Raw genomic sequence first — 18488 nt, 5'->3', positions numbered from 1 at the left:
AGAAGAGGTGGAGGGAAACATGCTACAGTATTTATTTTTTGATGTTTGATGAGGAGTAGTTTTGAAACCCTGAAATCCTTTTTACTTCGACTTCGTGGTTTGTTGCGTTTTCTGCCATTTTTTTGACTTCTTCTTCGTCGTGTTTCTGGTCGTAGCCAAGTGTTATTGTGTCTGGATTGATCTTTTCCACAGTTGAGTAGATGTCGCCTTTATTTCCTAGTACGGCTTTGTCAACCATTTCCAGCGAATCAACTAATTCTCTACGCTCTTCCTCAGTGAATACCAGGTCTTTTCTCTCTTTCACCCGTGAGTCTCGAGCTATAACTACAGTTAGTTTTTCACCGAGTTCTGCAGATTTCTTTAGGTAGTGTAGGTGACCAGGATGTATTATATCGAAGGTTCCTTGCGCCATTACTGTTTTCAAGTTTGCATCACTGTTTGTAACGCATTTTCAGGAATAAGTGGTTTTTCTCGTATGGTTCAAGCATTTTTTCCTTCTTGATTTCGAATTTCTGAGTTAGTTTTTCTTTTACTTCTTCAAATATTTTGCTTTCTTCCTTGCTTGTTGAGATCGAGTGTGCTTTAATTGCTATCAGTCCTATCCCGTTCGGTTTCAGGAATTTTTCAGCATTTTTTAGAAAGATTTCAGGTTGGTCGCTTTGGGAGATATCTTGGAAGACAACATCTACTTCTCCTTGAACCATTTCTTCGTATTCTTCTGGTTTGCGGGCGTCTCCGAGTATTGGAGCTATGTTTTCTCTTTTTTCCGCTAGTTCAACAAGTTTTTTGATTACTGTGTCGCTGTATTCGACTGCATAGATAAATCCTTCCTGAACTATGTCTGAGAAGTGTGAAACGGTCGTTCCCGAGGCAGCACCAAGATAAAGTACTTCATCATCGTGACTTATACCCAGGTTAACTCCTTTCATTACTGCTGCTCCTGCTTTTGAACGGCTTGGCTGCCAGTTCCTATACTGTTTTCCTTCTTCAGTTAGTAGTTGTTCTCCATATACTTTTTCGCCTGAGTCCGCATTTTTTGTGTATATTTTGTTCTGTTTTCTGTATATCTTGGTTTGAGATTCTTGCATAGGTAAAAAGAGCTTAAGTGAAGAATTAAAACATATGCACTAAATAGAATTTATGAAAAATCAACAGTTCTTGGAAGAAGATTGGGATTATGCAATAATATTGGACTGTGCTAGATATGATGTTTTTCAGGAAGTCTACACAGATTATTTTAGCGGTAATCTAGAGAAGAGGAATAGTAATGCTTCAGCGACGCCAGAATGGGTTGAAAAGAACTTGAACAGGCGGCAAAACATTAACTGGTTTTCTACAAACCCATTTATCAATGGAAGAAACATTAAGTTAAACGAATTTGATTATATTCCCGAGAAATACGAGACTAATCCTTCAAGATACATTGCAAATGTAGTAGACATCTGGGATTCCTCTTGGAACAGCAAAATGGGTACAGTCACGCCAGAAGCAGTAAATAAAGAATTTAAGGATAAAAAAGAGGATATATCTGATCGGAGAACAGTAATACATTATATGCAGCCACATAAACCCTTTATAGGATATGGAAGCAGTCGTATGGAGAATATGAAGAAACAAAGTATTGGAAAGATTGAGTCAGAATCTAGGCAGATACTCCCTGATTCTGTAAGCGAAAGGCTTAGCAGCCTAATTGAGAGACTGGAGAGAAGTGAGACTGCTATGAAAATCGGTTTAATGATGTCTCTTAGCCCAATGAACTTTGTTAAGGCTTTTTTGGGGGATAGCGAAGAAACGATGAAGATTCTCCATGAGGAAAACATGAGAAAAGCGTTGGAATGCGTTCAAGAGCTAGCTACGGATTTAGATGGAAAAGTGGTCATCACTTCAGATCATGGGGAAGCATTTGGAGAACAGGGTGTGTGGGGGCACCACATCGAGACTCATATTCCGCCTCTCATAGAAGTACCATGGCTGGAAGTAGAAAATACTAAGAGTTAGACAGAGACTACTCCTGTTCTACTTCCTCGTATTTTTCCCTGCATTCTTCTCTCAGGTCTTCTCCTTTGTTTTTGTCTCCGTACTGGTCTAGTCGTGCTGCTATTGCCGCCTTATTTGCAAGGAATCTTGCCATTTTTCCTCTTTTGTCTGGGTGTAGTGGGCTTACGTATTCGTGTTTGAAGAGCACACCGTGTTTTGGAGGGTTTCCTCCTTCTCTTAGGAATCTGAACAATGCTTTTTCTGCGCCAAGCATTTGTATTGTGGAGGCAGGTTTCTTCGCCAGGTTTTCCAGCCCCCCTGCCAGATGTGTTATCCTAGCGGCAAGTACCGGTCCAAGCAGTATTGAAAGGTTCTGCATTTCCTGTTTAGCTATCTTCTCAACATAGTCCTCTAAATCCGTGATAAATTCTTGTTTGCTGTTGAGAGAAGTAGCAAACTGTTCAAGTATCTGTTTGTCCTCCTTTTCTAGGTGCATACCTGTTGAGGATTCAGCTAGTTCGCTGAATGCGTCTAGATTATCTTTCTCGATGGTATCGGAAAGTATCTTAAGTAAATGGCTGTCGTCTTCTATTTCTTGCTCCAGCTCCGGGAAATGCACATTGTACCAGTCTCTGAAGGATTCCATTTCCTTGTACTGGTTGTTCTGCAGCTGGTCTAGTGTTTTAACTGCCTTCATCAATAGTTTGATTTTATCAATTTCTTCAAGTTCTTCTCTCGTATCTTTGAGAGCTTTTTTCCTTATCTCTTCTTTATCCATGTTTTTTGTTCACTTCTCTCTTATTTCAGTTCATGTCCTAGTCCTAGCATCTCAATCTTTTTCTCTACTTCTTCTACAGGTCGGTTTAGCTGGTCTGCGATTGTATCAAGGTTTTGGGCCGGGAAGTTTTTCATCACGTATTTTTTCTCGGACCGGGAGAATCTTTCGAATTTGGTTTCTTGGAAATCTGAGTTCTTCATGAAAAACTCCTTTAATTCGTCGTTACTCATGTTCTGGCTGTTGTTCTTCAGGTATTCTATTTCCTGTTCGCTCCAGACACCATCGGTGTTGAGGTCTGTCTCCAGTTTCTCGTCAAACTCATTCTGTTTGTCGACTTCAACCCTGTCACCGCTCATTTCACCGTCTATCAGTTTCTCAGCAGCAACCTCGGCACTTTCCTCAATACTCAAATCTTCAGAACTCATAAACAACAACTGCAATGCAAGATTCAAAAAACCAGCCAAGAACAAGAAAACCATTTTAAGAAACTAACCTACAAAAAACAGTTTTACAGAAAGTCGCTGAAGCACCAGGTTGAATGCGGCTTGATTGCTGCAACAAATCTTTGTTGCGCGGCGATGGTCCAGTGGCTAAGACCCCGGCCTTCCAAACCCTTAGTTCCGTGAGGAACGGGGCACGAGAAAATCTGAGAGGGTTTTCGAAGAAGTTAGCCGGTGACCCGGGTTCAAATCCCGGTCGCCGCATATTTCATATGTGATTTAATTTTTGACCAGACAATCTTCTTTGTATGAAAATTGATGACCGAGTCTATGGGGAGAAAACAATTGAGGAAGATGTTTTAATCGAATTGATTGAATCTAATCCTGTTCAGCGTTTGAAGAGTATCAGCCAGTCTGGTCCGCAGCCGTTTTTTATTGATAAGAGGTTGATGACTCGGTTTGAGCATTCTCTTGGCGTTATGATTCTGCTTAGGGAGCACGGTGCTAGTTTGGAGGAGCAGATTGCTGGTCTGCTTCATGATGTGCCGCATACTGCGTTTTCGCACCTAGTTGATTTTGCTTTCGATAATGAAGACCACGATTATCACGACAATTTTCTAGAGGAAGTGGTAATGGGTTCTGAGATCCCTGAAATATTGAGAAAGCATGGTTTGGATGTTGATTATATTTTGGATGAAGATAGCTTTGGTCTGTTGGAGAGAGACTCTCCTGACCTGTGTGCCGACAGGATCGACTATTTCTTGCGTGATTCTAAAGCTTATGGAGGCTGGGATGTCGGAGAATTTGTTGATGCTCTTGATACCGAAGAAGGCATGTTTGTCTTGACTGACAAGGATGTTGCTGTTGAGTATGGTTTGAAGTTTATTGAGGCTGATGAGAACTGGTGGGCGAATCCACGCGAATCGGCATTGAACAAGGTCTTCGGTCAGGTGATAAATGAAGCTCTTGAAAAAGAGATAATTGAGGAAGAGGACCTGTTTGGAACCGATGAAGAACTGCTTGAAGTTCTAAAAAATAGTGAAAACGATTTGATCCAAGAAAAACTGGATGCCTTGGAGGGCGGATTCGAAATTGTTGTCGGAGCAGATAATCCTGATTTCACAGTTTATCCTAAGCCTCGTTTCGTTGATCCTCCTGTAATTGCAAATCAATCTATCTGTAAGGCTAGCGACTTCTCAGAGAAATTGGAAACGCGAATTAAGGAGCATAGGAACGAAGTCGAATCCGGGTATAGTATTAAGTTGAAGTAAACAAGTTATGCCTTCTTAGAAGAATACCCATATAACCAGCCATATGTACATGAGTGTAAGAAGCAGTCCTATTAGCCGTATCAACATGTTTATACTGAAGATCAGACCAGAGTAGTCTTCCTGCAGTAGCTTCATGTCCTCTGCTTTTTGGTTAGCGAAACCTATTGAAGCTTTAGATAGTTTGTTTTCTGCTTGGTTTACTGCATCGTTTATCCTACTTGTTTCTATCTGTTTGTCGGAGGATAGTTGGTGAATGCTTTGATGAGTATCGGTGGAGAACGCAATGGCATGGTCGTAGTCGTCCCCAAGTTTTTTTCTCAGGTTTCTTACTTCTTCGGAATTGCCATTTCCTTCTAAGCCGAAGAGAACTGTTTTCTGGTCTTTGACTTGTTCTACTAAGGCGAACACAGGTTTTCCTTCTAGTTCTACAGTGAATCCGTTTGAGTAGTCGTATTCTTCCAGGCTCTCTAGCTCTGAAATAAAGTCTTTCAAACATTCTCTCAAGTGTTCTGATTCTTCAGTATTGTACCACACTTCTTCTCTTTCCTCTTCCTTTCTATCCTGGCAGTGAAGATCTACAATAAGCACTTTCTCAGGATCTATTATTTCTCTGAAGACTGAGACCTCATAGTCATCCCATCCAGCATCCATGAAGACCAGTTTTTTACCGCCGACCTTTCTACCATAAAAACTTACCTGTTCATAGTCCTTCCGAACAAGTTTTGATGCCTTACTGGATTCTTCCGGCTTATTCATAGCATCCAGTATTTTGCGGTAGTCCTCAGGATCTGACGGATCTGACTTATGGGTAGACGGCACATGGAAGAAGAAACCCTCCTCATCCTGATTCAACTGTTTTATTATGTCTGATGTTATCCTTCCTCCGCCAAATCCTTCCAGCGGTCCTGGATGTATCCATGGGACGGCGATGCTAGCTTCAGAAGCTTGATTTGAAAGTTTCAAAGTCTGAACATCAGGTTTTGTGCTGTATCCTAAGTCTAGTGCCTCCTGCCTCTTTTGTAGGAGTCCTGCTGTTAGTTGGAGAACAGAAGCATCTTTCAAGTTGGATCTCATCAAGTATTCAGCTACTGCTATAGACAATAGAAACAAGAATCCTCCGATAGCCATTATATAGAGACCCGAAATATAGTTTAAGGCAGTTAAAGTTGTCCTAGCTCCAATAAAGTGGTGAAATGCTGTTAGAATAGTTAAAGGCTGTATGAGTGCTAAGACTGTTATTCTTAGGATGTATTTTTGTCCGAGCGTAAGCAGAAGTACTAAGAGGTTTGAAAGGTATACTGTTGTCAAGCTCAGCCAGAAGATGTGCCAAGCGTTTGTGAATGTGTCTGCTCCCGCCAAAATCAATCCATAAATCGCAAGCAGAGATATATTTGACAGCATCAGGAAGTATCCCCAGTTTCTCGGATAGTTTGGTATAAACCGGTAGAGAAGCTCTCCTGAGAGAACACCTGGCAGTATGAACGCAGATAATGCGATCAACGGTATTGTATATAATGGCAGACCAAATGGCGTGAATAAGTTGAGGCTTACAAAGATTAAAGATGAGTAAACTGTCGAGAGAATTATTATAGCAGCTGATAGCTTCCTTACGCTCGGTATTTTGAATATTACTTTTTTGAAGATATCCAAGTTGTCTGTCATTGTTTTTTACCGTCTAAGTTTTCGTATATTTTTTCTATTTGATCTATGCTAGCCTTTAACGAGTATTTTTGGACCGCCTTCCTTGTCTGCCATTTTTGGTTCAATGCAGTTCTTACCTTTTCCCTGAAGTCCTGTATATTGCCTTTTTCGTATTTAAGACCGTTTCCAGGTTCGATGGTTTTGTCAAATGGGTGTACGTCCGGAGCTACTACCGGTGTTCCGCAGGCATTGGCTTCTAAGGGAGATAAACCTAGTGTGTCTCCTGTTGAGGCAGTGATGAATACATCAAGTTTTGAATAATGATGTGGAAGTTTTTTCCTAGGCAAAAAGTCCTTGAAAACGGTGTCTTCAGGTGCTTCAGCTTCAATTTCCTCCCTGGCAGGTCCTTCACCTACCACAACGAGTTTTGCATCGATTTCTTGACTCATCTCCACAACTTCTTCCAGGTTTTTCTCATTGCTTATCCTGCCGCTGTACCCAATAACCTCCTCTTCCCTAGTATCGGTGTTAGATTCTTGGAAAAACCGCATATCAATCCCTGCATCTATTTTTACTGATGAGACATTTCTTCTGCCTTTCTCTGTATTAGTTATGACCTTATCAAATGTTGAGAGAAATTTTTCCTCTAAGGGGACATAAACTTTCTTCATGAGGTTGGCAAGGCTTTCAAGCTTGACTGCCTGGACAAAGTATTCTTCTATCGGCGTATGATGCGTATAAACCGATGGAACATTATTTCTCATGCTGTAAAGTCTGCCTAACCAACCTACTGGAGCAGGGCTGTGACAGTGAACAACATCAAGATCTGGCAAATCCTGGAACAAAGGTAAAGGAATATTATAGCCCTCATAGAACGGATTAGTTACTGAACGCACAGGAATCTCTCTCCTGCCTGAATCATAGCTCTCAGATTCCGGATATATTATGTAAACTTCGTGACCTCTCTCCTCTAACCTTTCCTTCCAACTATCCAGAGTATATGTAACTCCGTCAATCTCCGGAAAATAACTGTCGGAGAAAAAACCGATCCTCATACCAAAGATTAAACTCGATTACTTTTTCAAACTAGCTCCTTGTAAAGAGAAACCAAATCATCTCCAACAGAATCAAGCTCAAACTCACGGCTCCTGTCCTCAGCATTGCTCCCTATTTTACTCCTTAAACCTTCATCCTTTAATTTCTCAATTTGGGAAGTAAAGTCGTTTTCAGCCTTTAAACAGTTTTCACCATCCTCTAACCATTTATAGACTGAGATATCACGAACCACTAGCGGTTTACTACAGCTCATTGCCTCCAACAAAGCCATCCCCTCATTCTCATTTTTGGATGGGAAGAAAAATATGTCTCCAGCAGCGAAAGCACCTCTGACATCATCTACATAACCTGTGAACTGGCAGTTGTCCGGAGAGTTCTCCACCAATTTCTTGGTATCTCTGCTTTTGAGCAACTCATCAGTGAAGCCTTCTCCTCCAGTCGGGTTCAGAAAACCGAACCACACGAAGTCCGTTTCAGGCATCTCTCTGGCAGTCTCGATGAAGGTTTCTAAGCCCTTCCTCTTGATAACATGACCAACATTGAAGACCACAGGAGGCTTCAAATCGTATTTTTCAAGGTATTCTCCTCTTAGATCTTCAAATCCCTCTAGTTTCTCCGGATCAAATCCGTTGCTGATCACAGTTTTAGAGGCATCAGTATAGTTATCCATTACCTCACGGTTGTATCCTGAAGGACAGATAATATGATCAGCCAAGGAGTAAGCATACTTGAGATAAGGCTTCAAAGGTTTGGATATGACGTTAGAGAATTTAAAGCTGTTCTTAAAGTCTTCAGCCGTCTGATGTGCATGGACAACCACTTTGATATCTTTATTCCTAGCTTTCCTTGCCAGATAAGTCGATCTGGGACCCATGTTGTTGAGATGGAGGATATCCGCGGAGAGATCCGGCTCAGTAGTATACTGTACATCATTTTGCTTCAGAATCTTTCTCTGGTTCTTCACCGACTGCTTTTGACCGCCGGTTATAGTTTCCTCCCATTCAAAGTAGTGGCTGACCCTCACACCTCAAATACTTGAGAACATAACTTTTCAATCAAACGCACCCGTCCAAAGACTTTCCCAGATACCAAAAAATAAAATGCCTGATTAGTCATCTATTTTCCAAATAACCTGGTATAAATTGACTGTAAACTTGGAAAAATTCCATGAGACGTTTAATATTGTAGATAGACCATTAGAGTTGATCAAAGCTAGAAACCATTTACTGATTTAAAAATCAGTGGCAACAACTTTACCATCTGTGGGCAGTCAGAGAATTGCAGAGGAACGGATTAGAATCCTGTTCAACCAGGCGGAAGAGAAGTTTGACTCAGAGCCTGAGCTATCCGACAGATACATGGAGATTGCTCAGAGGATCGGTGAGAGAACACAGACCTCAATACCCGGAAACCTGAAGAAGCATTTCTGCAGCAGCTGCGGCAGTTACTGGAGGCACGGAGACAACTGCGAAGTACGGATTAACTCCGAAAACCAGCTTATAGAGTACAAATGCCTAAAATGCGGTGAAAAGCAGAAACATGGCTACTAGAAAAGTATTGAAAAAGTTAAAGAAGCATAAAGACAACAAATATCTCTGGTTTCTGATTTCTACAGGCATACTAGCAGGTTTAATCTATTTTTCAGACCCTGAGAAATTTCTGCAGTCCATAAGATCCGCAGACCCTCTGCTGCTGATTCCAGCACTGGGTTTCGGCCTAGCCATGTTCCCAGCCTGGAGCTACGTCTGGTACCGAGTATTCCAAAAATCGGAGATACACATGCCCTACAGGAAGGCAGTCCGTATATTCATGGCAGGAAACTTCATGAACGCCATAACACCTCTCGGACAGGCAGGCGGCGAACCCCTGATGGCATACCTAGTCGAACAAAATACAGATGCCAGCTACGAAAGAGCACTTTCCAGCATCTTCTCAGCAGACATAATGAACGGAATGCCGCCAATAACATTTATACTAGGAGGTACGGGCTACCTACTGCTATTCGGATCCCTAAACACCTTCATAATCCAGACAGTATACATGGTCCTGCTCGTAACTGCAGTAGGCAGCATAATAGCATACCTGCTATGGTTCGAATCAGGTACAATAGAAGGAAGTATACTCAAAATAACCCGGAAAATATCCCAGAAAACAGGAAAAGGCAAAGAACTAGTCAAAACACTTGAAGAAAAACTAGAAAAAATAGAAGAAAGCTTCAAAGCCATAGGATCAGACCCAAAATACCTTCTCAAAACATCAATAATCTCACACGCCGGATGGCTGATGCAAGTATTCAACTTCGTAATACTGATGCACGCCCTAGGCTACAACCCGGACTTCACACCAGTATACTTCGTAGTAGTTATCTCAGGTCTCGCAAACTGGAGTCCAACACCAGGAGGAAGCGGGACATACGAAGCAGCAATGGCAACACTAGTAACAATATTCTTCCCACAAATAAACTTCGCAACAGGTCTAACCATAGGAATACTATTCAGACTATCAACCTACTGGCCTGGACTAATCCTAGGATGGTTCGCACTTAACAGTCTCAACGGAGAAGTAGAGAAAAAATGACAGAACTAAGAGTCAAAAACAGAGGACCGAAGACAAGATGACCTACACCTACAGACTGGCAGGAGAAAACCTTGAACTAGCGGAGGCAGAGCTAGAAGGCTTCCTGAAAAGCCAAAGAATAGATGAGAAACCAGAGACAAGAAACAGACTGGCTGAAATAGACTCAGAACCAAACCAATTGAAAAGACTGGCACTGACACACGAAATAACCCAGAAAATAGGTGAAACCAGTAATTTAGATAACTTCACTCCTGATTGGACCCCAGAAGACAGTTTTTCTGTCAAATGCAAGATACTGGAAGGAGAAGCAGACAACCAAAGAATAGAGGAAAAACTGGGAGAAAAACTAAGCACAGAAAATAATGAAGTAGACCTAGAAAATCCAGAGACTGAGATATATGTCTATGTTCTAGGAGGGAATAAGATAATCGGAAAACTGGTCCAAGACATCGACAGAGGATTATTCAACAAGAGGAGCAACGAAAAACGACCCTTCTCATCCCCCGTCTCCCTAGACCCCGTACTAGCAAGAGTACTGGTAAACCTGTCCAAAACACCGGCAGGAGGAAAACTGCTAGACCCATTCTGCGGCACAGGAGGAATACTCATCGAAGCAGGACTCTGCGGAATACAACCACTCGGCACCGACACCAAAAAAGAAATGGTAAAAGGAACCAAAGAAAACCTGGAAAAATACGGCATAATAAGTCATGAAATCAGCCAAAAAGATGCAGAAAAATCACTGTCAAAGTTCGGAAATGTAGATGCAATAGTAACCGATCTACCCTACGGAAAAGCCTCCAAAGTAGAAGGTGAAATAGAAGAAAAATTCCTGGACCTAATCAAAGACTTTGATGGTAAAACAGTCTTTATGTACGACAAACCGAACCTAGGAGACATGAAAGCCGAATTTGAAATCTATGTCCACAAAAATTTGACTAGGTATATCTATAGCCTTAGATGACATGTACCCCTTCATCCAGCTCCTCAACATATTCTGAGACAATTTTACCTATCTCTCTTGGCATCCTATCTCTTTCAGCTGAAGAAACCATTGATGTTAGTTCATGATGACTTACAGAGTCATATTCTAACAGATCATTAGGTGAGGCATTTTCATCCAAATAAGTATCGTCTTCGTGAACTGCTAGAAGCACATCAAATCCCTCAGAATCCTTCCTAACTAAGTAGGTATTATCTTGGAGGAGACTCGAATCCTGAGATATATCATAATCGAGTTCAGGAGAATCATCACGCGGCTCTAGTTCGTGAGCAGAAGGATCTCCGCCGTTTTCGATAACATCAGTTTTCCATTGTGGTTCAGAAACAGCAACCGACTCTTTGGCAGGCTCTATGCCCATACTGTCACTCGAAAATAGCAATTTTATATGGTTTTTCATCATGTGTGATAGGATGTGAATCTTGATATTTCTGAGGGTTTAATTCTTTGATATGAAAGTTTGGACTGTAGGCACTTCAAGCGCCGTACCTTCAAGAAATAGGAATTTGCCTGCTAACTTAATCAGTTTTCAGGGTGAGAGAGTTCTTTTTGATTGTGGTGAAGGCACTCAGAGGACTTTGATGCAGGAGAAACTGGGTTTGATGAAGATAAGCAGGGTTTTTATCTCCCACTGGCATGCCGACCATTTTTCCGGACTCCTAGGGCTTATACAGACCTTGGAGATGGAAGGCCGGGAGGAACCACTTTACATTTATGGTCCACCGAGGACAGAAGAGTTTACAGATAGAATACTTGACACCGGCTACTTTAACAGAAGTTACGATATTTTTGTGGAAGACCTGGTAGAAGGCGATGAGATTGTTGGAGAAGGTTACACTGTGAAGCCTTTCGAAGTTGAACACGGGGTAAATGCTTTTGGCTTTGCCTTTGAGGAAGATACAAGTGTTAAAGCCAATAAAGAGAAGATGAAGGAGCTTGGACTGGAGGAATCGCCCAAGATAGGTAAATTGAAGAATGGGGAAAGCATCGAATGGAATGGAGAAACTATTGAGCCAGAAGAAGTCGTTGAGGAAGTTCCAGGGCGTAAAATAGTTTACTCAGGAGATACAGCAAAGTGCAGAAATACTATTGAGTACTCTGAGAGTGCTGATCTGCTTATTCATGAAGCCACCTGCAGTCATGAGATGATTAAAGATAGGAAAGGCCATACTTCTGCTAGACAGGCGGCAGAAATCGCTGAAGAAGCAGGAGTGAGCGAACTGGTTTTGACACATATATCAAGGAGATACCAGGAAAAAACCGGAGAACTATTGAGCGAAGCTAGAGAAGTATTTAAGGATACTGAGATGGGAGAAGACGGCAGAGAGTTTGACATCAAATCTCATAGACCTGAAGATTAAATCGTGTTTTTGAAAGCTGTTCTCCTGAGTTCTCCCCAAAGCCATTTCAGTTTTTCAGGAGCCGCTACATCATCCCATTTGCCCATACGATACTCCCTGCCACAGCCATCATACAACATAACCGAGTAAGCAGTTCCCCTGTACTGTTCGAACTTTTTGCTGCCTCCTTCCAACATAGCCGCTAACTCATCTCTGTAAACATCTAACTCATCGTTCCCTATCTCAAACCGCACATCTGCCTTATCAGGCTCGACATCCTCATCCGTAACCAGTTGATCTTCTTCAAGGCGTTCACGCATAGCTGCCAAAGACTCGATTTCCCTATAAAGAGCTATACCATTCTCCTCCTCAGGCATTCTATACGCCTCAATTATAGAAGTATCTCCTAAAGGACTGGAATCCTGAGTAAGCTGAAAACTAGGTTCAAGCAGGGACATAACCTGCTTAATAGTAATCCAGGAGTATCGAAATTGTTACAGTTCTTCAGTTATTTTTCTGTCCTCACTTGGATCAACTTTGATATCTGCATCAGAGAAATCCTTCTTCATCTCTCCGTCATTCAGTCTGTCCATGAAGACTGCTAAAGCAGCTATCTCACTGTGAGGCTGATTACCGACCGAGATATTGTAATCGACATGAGTGTAAACCCAGCGAGGAACTTTCTCCGCACCAACAATTATCAAAATATCGTCAGAACTTTCAAACTCTTTCTTTATTTCTTTCATCTCTTCGTTGATCTCAAGACCGTACATCGTCAAGTGCACCTTCAACCCTTCAAAATCTCGGATTTCCTTCTTCCACTCTTCTGTATACCTGATTTCCATGTCTCCACCCCACCGTTCGATTATATCCTCTTGGCTCTCAATCATGTTAGAATCTTCTTCACCAGAGTATACTACTTCATCGGCTCCCCACTGTCTAGCCGTCAAACCAACATGAGTTGAAATACGGTCATCTCTTCCCGCTCTATGACCCAATCTTAACACATTGATCATAAACCTGAAAACGAGGTTCAAAGTATTAAAACCAGATCCACCATCCGCAGATATATTAGCAACAAAACAAGTAAAATCAGTAGACAAGGATCTGCGGATGAACAATACAGCAAAAGGAAAGATAAAGGATTTAGAGACAAACAAGTATTTCTGGTTTTTAATAGCCACAGCCATCTTCACAGCCTTATTATGGATAGCAGACCCTTCAAAAATCCTCTCATCTCTAGAAAAAGCCAATAAACTATACATCCTGCTAGCAGTTGGCGCAGGATTCTAGTCAGCATGTTATGGAGCCTCAACTGGTATGTATTTTTCAGAAGCCTCGGGATAGAATGCTCCTACGCTAAGAGCTTCCGTATCTTTATGGCAGGACAGTTCTTCAACACAGTAACCTCTCTCGGAAGATTTGGTGGACAGCCAATAATGGCTTACCTTATCTCCAAGAAATCTAGCAGTAGCTATGAGAAATCTCTGGCAACAGTAATGTCGGCAGACCTAGTAACAGTCCTTCCAATGTCAATATTCATAGTAACAGGACTATCATTCTTACTAATTTCAGGTTCAGGTTCAGATGAGATCGCTACAGCCGCAGTCACCCTTCTCGGATTTCTGTTGACAGGTGTCGTGATAGGTTTCCTTGCATGGTTCAGATCAGGAACAATGGAAAAATACGGATTCTCCGCGATAAGAAAGCTTACAGAGATCACAGGGAGAGGAGAAAGCTACCTGGAAAAACTGAAATCAAGAATCGACAACTGGGAGAAAACACTGCAGACAATAGGAGAAAACCCCACGACACTGATATACTCCATACTAATAACCGCATCAGCATTCCTGTCAAGAATGGCTGCCTTCTATCTTATACTGGCTTCCCTCAACCTTCAGATGCATCCGCTTGAGATCATGCTCCTCATACCCCTGATAAGCTTCGCCAGCATAAGTCCGACACCAGGAGGAAGCGGGACATACGAAGCAGCAATGGCAGCATCCATAATACTATTAATGGATATCTCATTCGCCACAGCACTGACAGTAACAATCCTATACCGGCTTTGCACATACTGGCAGGTACTAACTATAGGATACATCTCAACCACAACACTGGGGAGAATACCAGGTGTAGACAAGATCGCCCAACAACCAGAAATAAAAGGATAACAAGTATAAGTACAAAATACCAATGAAAGGTGGACATCCTACTCCACGAATGCATGTTTCTCAACCAAGCCAGCTTTAACTCTGGCGCTCAAAACCTTTTCTACAAACAAGCTAACTCTGAAGTTGATTTATAAATGATAGAAGTAGAACTACCTGACGGCTCACAGTTGGAAGTAGAAGAAAACTCCACAGTAGAAGATGTAGCATACGAAATAGGTACCGGACTAGGCGACGACACAGTAGCCGGAAAAATAAACGGCGAACTCGTAGCCAAGGAAGACGAAGTCAGCGAGGGCGACGAAATAGAAATAGTAACAGACCAAAGCGAAGAATACACACAAGTACTTAGACACAGCGCTGCACATGTATTTGCACAAGCACTGAAAAGAATCTACGGAGACCAGGTCAAACTAACAATCGGACCGTGGACAGACGAAGGATTTTACTACGACATCGACGGAGTAGAAATCGAACAGGAAGACTTCGAAGAAATAGAAGAAGAGATGCAGAATATAATCGAAGAAGACCTGCAGATAGAAAGAGAAATGCTCTCAAGAGAAGACGCAGAAGAATTCTTCGAAGACAACGAATACAAAAGACAGATTTTGGACGAAGAAGCTGGAGAAGGCGACACAGTTTCCTTCTACAAACAGGGCGAGTTCAAAGACCTGTGTAAGGGACCTCATGTCGATTCAACAGGAGAAGTAGGCGGCTTCAAGCTTCTAGAAATCGCAGGAGCCTACTGGAGAGGAGATGAAGAAAACGAAATGCTGACAAGAATCTACGGAACAGCATTCTCCTCAGAATCAGAACTAGGAGAATTCATGGAGCAACGCAGAGAAGCCGAGAAAAGAGATCACAGAAGAATCGGAAGAGAAATGGACCTATTCTCAATTCCGGAGTTCGCACCAGGATGCGCACACTTCCATCCAAACGGCATGAAAATCCGCAGAGAACTTGAAGAATACATAAGAGAGAAAAACGCCGAGCTAGGATACACAGAAGTCAAGACACCAGAACTCAACAAAGCAGAGCTATGGAAGAAGACCGGACACTACGAAGCATTCAAGGAAGACGGTGAGATGTTCGCCTGGGAGCAAGACGATACCGAATACGGTTTGAAGCCGATGAACTGCGCCAACCACAGCCACATCTTTGACTCCAACAATAAGAGCTACAAAGAACTTCCAATCAAGCTTTCAGAGTTCGGAACTGTTTATAGAAACGAACAATCGGGTGAACTCTCAGGCTTGATGCGTGTAAGAGGATTAACACAGGATGACGGTCACGCCTACCTTCGTAAAGACCAGATAGAAGAAGAAATCAAGAAGCACCTTGATATAATCATTGAGATGTACGATGAGTTTGGCTTCGAAGTCAACTTCATCATGGAGACCAAACCTCCGAAGGCGCAGGGTCCTGATGAACTCTGGGACGAGGCAGAGGAAGCTCTAGGCAATGCGATGGATGAGAAAGTCGGCGACTACGAAGTCAAGCCGGAAGAAGGCGCATTTTACGGACCAAAGATTGGTGTAGAAGTAGAAGACGCTATCGGAAGAAAATGGCAACTAGGAACAGTCCAGCTCGACTTCGTCATCCCTAGAAACTATGGTCTGAAGTATACAGGAGAAGACAACGAAGAGCATTACCCTGTCATGCTTCACAGAGCCATCCTCGGATCCATTGACCGTTTCATGGGAGTCATGATCGAGCACTTCGCAGGAGACTTCCCGACCTGGCTAGCACCGGAACAGGTTAGAATCCTTCCTGTAACAGATAGAAACCAGGAATACGCGGAAGAAATCAAGGAAGAGCTTTCAGACTTCCGAGTTGAGATAGAAGAAAGAAGTTGGAAGGTTGGTAAGAAGATTCAGAACGCACATGACGACAATGTACCTTACATGCTGATCCTTGGTGACGATGAGGAAGAAGCAGGAAACATATCTGTTAGAGATCGTGAAGAGCGTGAAGAGAAAGAAATCAGTGTGGAAGAGTTCAAGGAAGCGTTAAGAGAGGAAGTTGAGGAGAAGAAGCTGGAGACTGATTTCCTCCAGTAACTGCCCTTCTCTCTTCTTTTTTCCAAAGATTATTTGAATTCTCGAGGTCTAAACTGTGTTTATGAAGGAGTTTGAACTTTCTAGGATTGATCCTATATCGCTTGGTAAAATCTCTGCTGCAATGTATGCAGTTATCGGCGTTCTAATGATCTTAATCTATGCTCCTTTCGTCCTGATTTTTATGATCGGTGCAGGTGAGGCTGCTGTTGCATTAGGCGGATTATTACTTGGTCTTATAGGGGCTGTATTTGGTATAGCTTTCTATGCCGGCTTCGGCTTTGTATTTGGGGCATTGATGGGATACTTCTACAACCTCATTGCAGACCGTTTCGGCGGACTAGAAGTGGAGTTCAAGGAAAACTAAACTTTTTCTCCACCTCCTCTCTTATTTTTGGGATTTAAAAGTTTTTGATTTAAGTCGTGTTGTATGGTAACAGTTTATGATGTAAAAGCAGAGCCTTTGATTATGGAGGCTGCTGAAGATTTGGAAGAGGAGTTCGATGCTCCGGAATGGACTAACCTAGTAAAGACAGGAAGCGACAGAGAAAGACCTCCAGAGCAGGAGAACTGGTATCACATCCGATCAGCCGCAATCCTTCGAAAGATCTACACTGACGGACCACTAGGAGTCTCAAGACTTCGAACAGTATACGGAAAAAGAAAAGATAACGGACACGGACCAGAGCACCAAGGAAAAGCCTCAGGAAAAGTAATCAGAACAGCTCTACAGAACCTGGAAGAAGCAGGACTTGTAGAGACAGAAGAAGGCGAAGGACGAGTAATAACAGAAGAAGGTCAAGCATTCCTAGACGAAAAATCCGAAGAAGTCTACTAAATCTAGGCTCATGGACGAGGATACCGAAGACCTCAGAGAACAGAAAAGAAAAGAGATAGAGAACCAGCAAGAGAATCAGGAAGAAGCTCTGGAAGAACAGAGAAAACAGGTCCAGCAGCAAGCAGCTCAATACCTCACCAAAGAAGCCAAGTCTCGGCTTGGCAACATACGGGCTGCAGACCCGGATAAAGCTGCTTCAGTCGAGATGCAGATTGTCCAACTCGGCAAGAGAGGTCAAATCAGTAAGATAAACGACGATCAGTTGAAGGATATCCTCAAATCAATCAGTGAGGAAGAAAGCGAAAACGAATCGGATATAAAATTCAGGAGGTGACAAAATTATATTATGGGAAGCAACAAGAGCTCAGGAAAAAAGAAGAGACTGGCACGCCTAGCCAACACAGCTAAATCAGCACCACGCTGGGTAAGCCTCAAAGTCCACGGAATGGACAGCGCACAGAAAAAGTCTGTCAAGCCGCGTAAAAGCCGGCACTGGAGAAGAAACGACACAGACGAATAAAAACCGTTTTTCTTTCCTCTCTAATTTTCTAACAGGTACGAACAACAAAAATGGATATCGAAAAATACAACTACACCGGCAACGAAAGCATAGGATTCCACGCCACAGTAACAGAAACACAAGCAATCTTCCCGCCAGACTTCAAGCGGAAAGACAAATTCAATGCTGAAAAAACAGTGGAAACATACATCAACCGTACAAAACTGGTAGGACTGTTCACCGCCGGCAACTCAAACTGCATCCTGATTCCAGAAGAAGCAACAGACAGAGAAAAAGACAAACTAGAAGAAACAGGAATAGAATTCCAAGTTATAGAGACCCCGGACAACGCACTAGGCAACCTAATCCTCTGCAACGATAATGGAGCCTACATCAGTCCAAAGTTGGAAGACCAAAAAGAAGAGATAGAAGAAGCACTCGAAGTACCTGTAACAGTTGGAACAATAGCAGGAATACAGAACCCTGGCGTATGCGGATTAGCAAACAGTAGAGGAGCAGTAATCCACAGAGAAGCCGACGAAGACGACGCAGAAAAAGTCAAAGAAGCACTGGAACTCGAAGACATTGACATCGGAACAATCAACCTAGGATCACCATACATGGGCTCAGGAGGCCTAGCAACAGACGACATGACTTTGGTCGGAGAAAATACCTCAGGACCAGAAATCGGTAGAATCGACCGAACCATGAAATAAATCTTTCAATTTAGCTCTTCTACTCCTTTATTTCAGGAGAAGTTAGTGTGATTAAAGAAATCTTCAAATGTTTAAAGAAAAGTTCAAACTTTCAACTATCTCCAGATAGAGACAATGTACCACCTTT

The 18488-nt window shown here is 42.4% G+C and carries 24 protein-coding genes and 1 tRNA gene; 15 read left to right on the top strand and 10 right to left on the bottom strand.

Annotation, left to right across the window (positions count from 1 at the left end):
- Window positions 1-31: 31 nt before the first annotated feature.
- Together LC1Nh_RS01290 and LC1Nh_RS01285 are read right to left on the bottom strand one after the other, a co-directional pair.
- Window positions 32-412 (bottom strand): FAD synthase family protein, encoded by a 381-nt coding sequence (locus LC1Nh_RS01290; protein WP_153549897.1) that lies wholly within the window; start codon window positions 410-412, stop codon window positions 32-34.
- A gap of 19 nt (window positions 413-431) precedes the next feature.
- A complete protein-coding gene (locus tag LC1Nh_RS01285) occupies window positions 432-1088 on the bottom strand; it encodes a fibrillarin-like rRNA/tRNA 2'-O-methyltransferase (protein WP_153549896.1) in 657 nt (218 codons plus the stop codon).
- A gap of 52 nt (window positions 1089-1140) precedes the next feature.
- Here LC1Nh_RS01285 and LC1Nh_RS01280 point away from each other — a divergent pair, with 52 nt between their 5' ends.
- Window positions 1141-1998: a hypothetical protein gene (locus LC1Nh_RS01280; protein WP_153549895.1), complete on the top strand. Its 858-nt coding sequence runs from the start codon at window positions 1141-1143 to the stop codon at window positions 1996-1998.
- Between the two features lie 7 nt (window positions 1999-2005).
- On the opposite strand, the gene LC1Nh_RS01275 is transcribed toward LC1Nh_RS01280, so the two are convergent.
- Window positions 2006-2755 (bottom strand): NOP5/NOP56 family protein, encoded by a 750-nt coding sequence (locus LC1Nh_RS01275; protein ID WP_153549894.1) that lies wholly within the window; start codon window positions 2753-2755, stop codon window positions 2006-2008.
- Window positions 2756-2775: 20 nt separating this feature from the next.
- Entirely contained in the window at window positions 2776-3180 is a 405-nt protein-coding gene (locus tag LC1Nh_RS01270) for a hypothetical protein (protein ID WP_153549893.1), read from the bottom strand.
- Window positions 3181-3327: 147 nt separating this feature from the next.
- Here LC1Nh_RS01270 and LC1Nh_RS01265 point away from each other — a divergent pair.
- Together LC1Nh_RS01265 and LC1Nh_RS01260 are read left to right on the top strand one after the other, a co-directional pair.
- Window positions 3328-3459: transfer RNA gene (locus LC1Nh_RS01265), tRNA-Gly, on the top strand.
- 44 nt (window positions 3460-3503) lie between these two features.
- Window positions 3504-4466 (top strand): HD domain-containing protein, encoded by a 963-nt coding sequence (locus tag LC1Nh_RS01260; protein WP_153549892.1) that lies wholly within the window; start codon window positions 3504-3506, stop codon window positions 4464-4466.
- Window positions 4467-4481: 15 nt separating this feature from the next.
- On the opposite strand, the gene LC1Nh_RS01255 is transcribed toward LC1Nh_RS01260, so the two are convergent.
- Genes LC1Nh_RS01255 through LC1Nh_RS01245 form a run of 3 tightly spaced genes read right to left on the bottom strand, consistent with a single transcriptional unit; the run spans window position 4482 to window position 8187 of the window.
- On the bottom strand, window positions 4482-6128 hold the full coding sequence (locus LC1Nh_RS01255; RefSeq protein WP_153549891.1) for a DUF2070 family protein: 1647 nt from the start codon (window positions 6126-6128) through the stop codon (window positions 4482-4484).
- Window positions 6125-7162: a glycosyltransferase gene (locus LC1Nh_RS01250; protein WP_153549890.1), complete on the bottom strand. Its 1038-nt coding sequence runs from the start codon at window positions 7160-7162 to the stop codon at window positions 6125-6127. Before LC1Nh_RS01250 ends, LC1Nh_RS01255 begins: the two co-directional genes overlap by 4 nt.
- Window positions 7163-7188: 26 nt before the next feature.
- On the bottom strand, window positions 7189-8187 hold the full coding sequence (locus tag LC1Nh_RS01245) for a glycosyltransferase family 4 protein (protein WP_153549889.1): 999 nt from the start codon (window positions 8185-8187) through the stop codon (window positions 7189-7191).
- Window positions 8188-8425: 238 nt separating this feature from the next.
- Between LC1Nh_RS01245 and LC1Nh_RS01240 the strand changes: the two genes are divergently transcribed.
- From LC1Nh_RS01240 to LC1Nh_RS01230, 3 genes are read left to right on the top strand one after another with little or no spacing between them, the layout of a single operon-like run.
- On the top strand, window positions 8426-8713 hold the full coding sequence (locus tag LC1Nh_RS01240) for a ribonuclease P protein component 4 (RefSeq protein WP_217907065.1): 288 nt from the start codon (window positions 8426-8428) through the stop codon (window positions 8711-8713).
- Window positions 8703-9740 carry a lysylphosphatidylglycerol synthase transmembrane domain-containing protein gene (locus tag LC1Nh_RS01235; RefSeq protein ID WP_153549887.1) on the top strand — a complete coding sequence of 346 codons (1038 nt, stop codon included), beginning with the start codon at window positions 8703-8705 and terminating at the stop codon, window positions 9738-9740. Before LC1Nh_RS01240 ends, LC1Nh_RS01235 begins: the two co-directional genes overlap by 11 nt.
- 37 nt (window positions 9741-9777) lie before the next feature.
- Window positions 9778-10704: a class I SAM-dependent methyltransferase gene (locus LC1Nh_RS01230; protein WP_153549886.1), complete on the top strand. Its 927-nt coding sequence runs from the start codon at window positions 9778-9780 to the stop codon at window positions 10702-10704.
- Here LC1Nh_RS01230 and LC1Nh_RS01225 read toward each other — a convergent pair.
- Window positions 10697-11101: a hypothetical protein gene (locus tag LC1Nh_RS01225; protein ID WP_153549885.1), complete on the bottom strand. Its 405-nt coding sequence runs from the start codon at window positions 11099-11101 to the stop codon at window positions 10697-10699. The two genes, LC1Nh_RS01230 and LC1Nh_RS01225, sit on opposite strands and share 8 nt — an antisense overlap.
- A gap of 91 nt (window positions 11102-11192) precedes the next feature.
- On the opposite strand from LC1Nh_RS01225, the gene rnz reads away from it, so the two are divergent.
- Window positions 11193-12101, top strand: a complete 909-nt coding sequence (gene rnz, locus LC1Nh_RS01220) for a ribonuclease Z (protein WP_153549884.1) — start codon at window positions 11193-11195, stop codon at window positions 12099-12101.
- Here rnz and LC1Nh_RS01215 read toward each other — a convergent pair.
- Together LC1Nh_RS01215 and LC1Nh_RS01210 are read right to left on the bottom strand one after the other, a co-directional pair.
- Window positions 12098-12538 (bottom strand): hypothetical protein, encoded by a 441-nt coding sequence (locus LC1Nh_RS01215; RefSeq protein WP_153549883.1) that lies wholly within the window; start codon window positions 12536-12538, stop codon window positions 12098-12100. The genes rnz and LC1Nh_RS01215 overlap by 4 nt on opposite strands.
- A gap of 36 nt (window positions 12539-12574) precedes the next feature.
- Complete coding sequence (locus LC1Nh_RS01210) at window positions 12575-13096, bottom strand: tRNA (cytidine(56)-2'-O)-methyltransferase (RefSeq protein ID WP_153549882.1); 522 nt, start codon at window positions 13094-13096, stop codon at window positions 12575-12577.
- Between LC1Nh_RS01210 and LC1Nh_RS01205 the strand changes: the two genes are divergently transcribed.
- From LC1Nh_RS01205 to LC1Nh_RS01170, 8 genes are all read left to right on the top strand, one after another.
- Window positions 13089-13373 (top strand): hypothetical protein, encoded by a 285-nt coding sequence (locus tag LC1Nh_RS01205; RefSeq protein WP_153549881.1) that lies wholly within the window; start codon window positions 13089-13091, stop codon window positions 13371-13373. The two genes, LC1Nh_RS01210 and LC1Nh_RS01205, sit on opposite strands and share 8 nt — an antisense overlap.
- A 5-nt stretch (window positions 13374-13378) precedes the next feature.
- Complete coding sequence (locus tag LC1Nh_RS01200; protein WP_153549880.1) at window positions 13379-14254, top strand: lysylphosphatidylglycerol synthase transmembrane domain-containing protein; 876 nt, start codon at window positions 13379-13381, stop codon at window positions 14252-14254.
- 134 nt (window positions 14255-14388) lie between these two features.
- A complete protein-coding gene (thrS, locus tag LC1Nh_RS01195; protein WP_153549879.1) occupies window positions 14389-16311 on the top strand; it encodes a threonine--tRNA ligase in 1923 nt (640 codons plus the stop codon).
- A 61-nt stretch (window positions 16312-16372) separates the two neighbouring features.
- Window positions 16373-16675: a hypothetical protein gene (locus LC1Nh_RS01190; RefSeq protein ID WP_153549878.1), complete on the top strand. Its 303-nt coding sequence runs from the start codon at window positions 16373-16375 to the stop codon at window positions 16673-16675.
- A 63-nt stretch (window positions 16676-16738) separates the two neighbouring features.
- Window positions 16739-17146: a 30S ribosomal protein S19e gene (locus LC1Nh_RS01185; RefSeq protein WP_153549877.1), complete on the top strand. Its 408-nt coding sequence runs from the start codon at window positions 16739-16741 to the stop codon at window positions 17144-17146.
- 10 nt (window positions 17147-17156) lie between these two features.
- Window positions 17157-17480 carry a DNA-binding protein gene (locus tag LC1Nh_RS01180; RefSeq protein ID WP_153549876.1) on the top strand — a complete coding sequence of 108 codons (324 nt, stop codon included), beginning with the start codon at window positions 17157-17159 and terminating at the stop codon, window positions 17478-17480.
- A gap of 12 nt (window positions 17481-17492) precedes the next feature.
- The gene (locus LC1Nh_RS01175; protein ID WP_153549875.1) at window positions 17493-17666 is read left to right on the top strand and encodes a 50S ribosomal protein L39e; all 174 of its coding nucleotides are present in this window, start codon (window positions 17493-17495) and stop codon (window positions 17664-17666) included.
- A 50-nt stretch (window positions 17667-17716) separates the two neighbouring features.
- Complete coding sequence (locus tag LC1Nh_RS01170; protein ID WP_153549874.1) at window positions 17717-18361, top strand: translation initiation factor IF-6; 645 nt, start codon at window positions 17717-17719, stop codon at window positions 18359-18361.
- Window positions 18362-18488 lie beyond the last annotated feature (127 nt).

This window comes from Candidatus Nanohalobium constans, assembly GCF_009617975.1.
Classification (GTDB): Archaea; Nanohalarchaeota; Nanosalinia; order Nanosalinales; family Nanosalinaceae; genus Nanohalobium; species Nanohalobium constans.
The sequence above is the reverse complement of the archived record's forward strand: the minus strand, read 5'-3'. Positions and strand labels throughout refer to the sequence as shown.

Excerpts from the sequence above, each read along its gene's own strand:
- LC1Nh_RS01230 (WP_153549886.1), top strand. The coding sequence starts at position 9,778 with ATGACCTACACCTACAGACTGGCAGGAGAAAACCTTGAACTAGCGGAG.
- LC1Nh_RS01280 (WP_153549895.1), top strand. The coding sequence starts at position 1,141 with ATGAAAAATCAACAGTTCTTGGAAGAAGATTGGGATTATGCAATAATA.
- LC1Nh_RS01235 (WP_153549887.1), top strand. The coding sequence starts at position 8,703 with ATGGCTACTAGAAAAGTATTGAAAAAGTTAAAGAAGCATAAAGACAAC.
- LC1Nh_RS01215 (WP_153549883.1), bottom strand. The coding sequence starts at position 12,538 with ATGTCCCTGCTTGAACCTAGTTTTCAGCTTACTCAGGATTCCAGTCCT.
- LC1Nh_RS01190 (WP_153549878.1), top strand. The coding sequence starts at position 16,373 with ATGAAGGAGTTTGAACTTTCTAGGATTGATCCTATATCGCTTGGTAAA.
- LC1Nh_RS01210 (WP_153549882.1), bottom strand. The coding sequence starts at position 13,096 with ATGATCAATGTGTTAAGATTGGGTCATAGAGCGGGAAGAGATGACCGT.
- LC1Nh_RS01225 (WP_153549885.1), bottom strand. The coding sequence starts at position 11,101 with ATGGGCATAGAGCCTGCCAAAGAGTCGGTTGCTGTTTCTGAACCACAA.
- LC1Nh_RS01200 (WP_153549880.1), top strand. The coding sequence starts at position 13,379 with ATGTTATGGAGCCTCAACTGGTATGTATTTTTCAGAAGCCTCGGGATA.
- LC1Nh_RS01260 (WP_153549892.1), top strand. The coding sequence starts at position 3,504 with ATGAAAATTGATGACCGAGTCTATGGGGAGAAAACAATTGAGGAAGAT.
- LC1Nh_RS01270 (WP_153549893.1), bottom strand. The coding sequence starts at position 3,180 with ATGAGTTCTGAAGATTTGAGTATTGAGGAAAGTGCCGAGGTTGCTGCT.
- LC1Nh_RS01180 (WP_153549876.1), top strand. The coding sequence starts at position 17,157 with ATGGACGAGGATACCGAAGACCTCAGAGAACAGAAAAGAAAAGAGATA.
- LC1Nh_RS01290 (WP_153549897.1), bottom strand. The coding sequence starts at position 412 with ATGGCGCAAGGAACCTTCGATATAATACATCCTGGTCACCTACACTAC.
- LC1Nh_RS01175 (WP_153549875.1), top strand. The coding sequence starts at position 17,493 with ATGGGAAGCAACAAGAGCTCAGGAAAAAAGAAGAGACTGGCACGCCTA.
- LC1Nh_RS01275 (WP_153549894.1), bottom strand. The coding sequence starts at position 2,755 with ATGGATAAAGAAGAGATAAGGAAAAAAGCTCTCAAAGATACGAGAGAA.
- LC1Nh_RS01170 (WP_153549874.1), top strand. The coding sequence starts at position 17,717 with ATGGATATCGAAAAATACAACTACACCGGCAACGAAAGCATAGGATTC.
- rnz (WP_153549884.1), top strand. The coding sequence starts at position 11,193 with ATGAAAGTTTGGACTGTAGGCACTTCAAGCGCCGTACCTTCAAGAAAT.
- LC1Nh_RS01250 (WP_153549890.1), bottom strand. The coding sequence starts at position 7,162 with ATGAGGATCGGTTTTTTCTCCGACAGTTATTTTCCGGAGATTGACGGA.
- LC1Nh_RS01285 (WP_153549896.1), bottom strand. The coding sequence starts at position 1,088 with ATGCAAGAATCTCAAACCAAGATATACAGAAAACAGAACAAAATATAC.
- thrS (WP_153549879.1), top strand. The coding sequence starts at position 14,389 with ATGATAGAAGTAGAACTACCTGACGGCTCACAGTTGGAAGTAGAAGAA.
- LC1Nh_RS01185 (WP_153549877.1), top strand. The coding sequence starts at position 16,739 with ATGGTAACAGTTTATGATGTAAAAGCAGAGCCTTTGATTATGGAGGCT.
- LC1Nh_RS01255 (WP_153549891.1), bottom strand. The coding sequence starts at position 6,128 with ATGACAGACAACTTGGATATCTTCAAAAAAGTAATATTCAAAATACCG.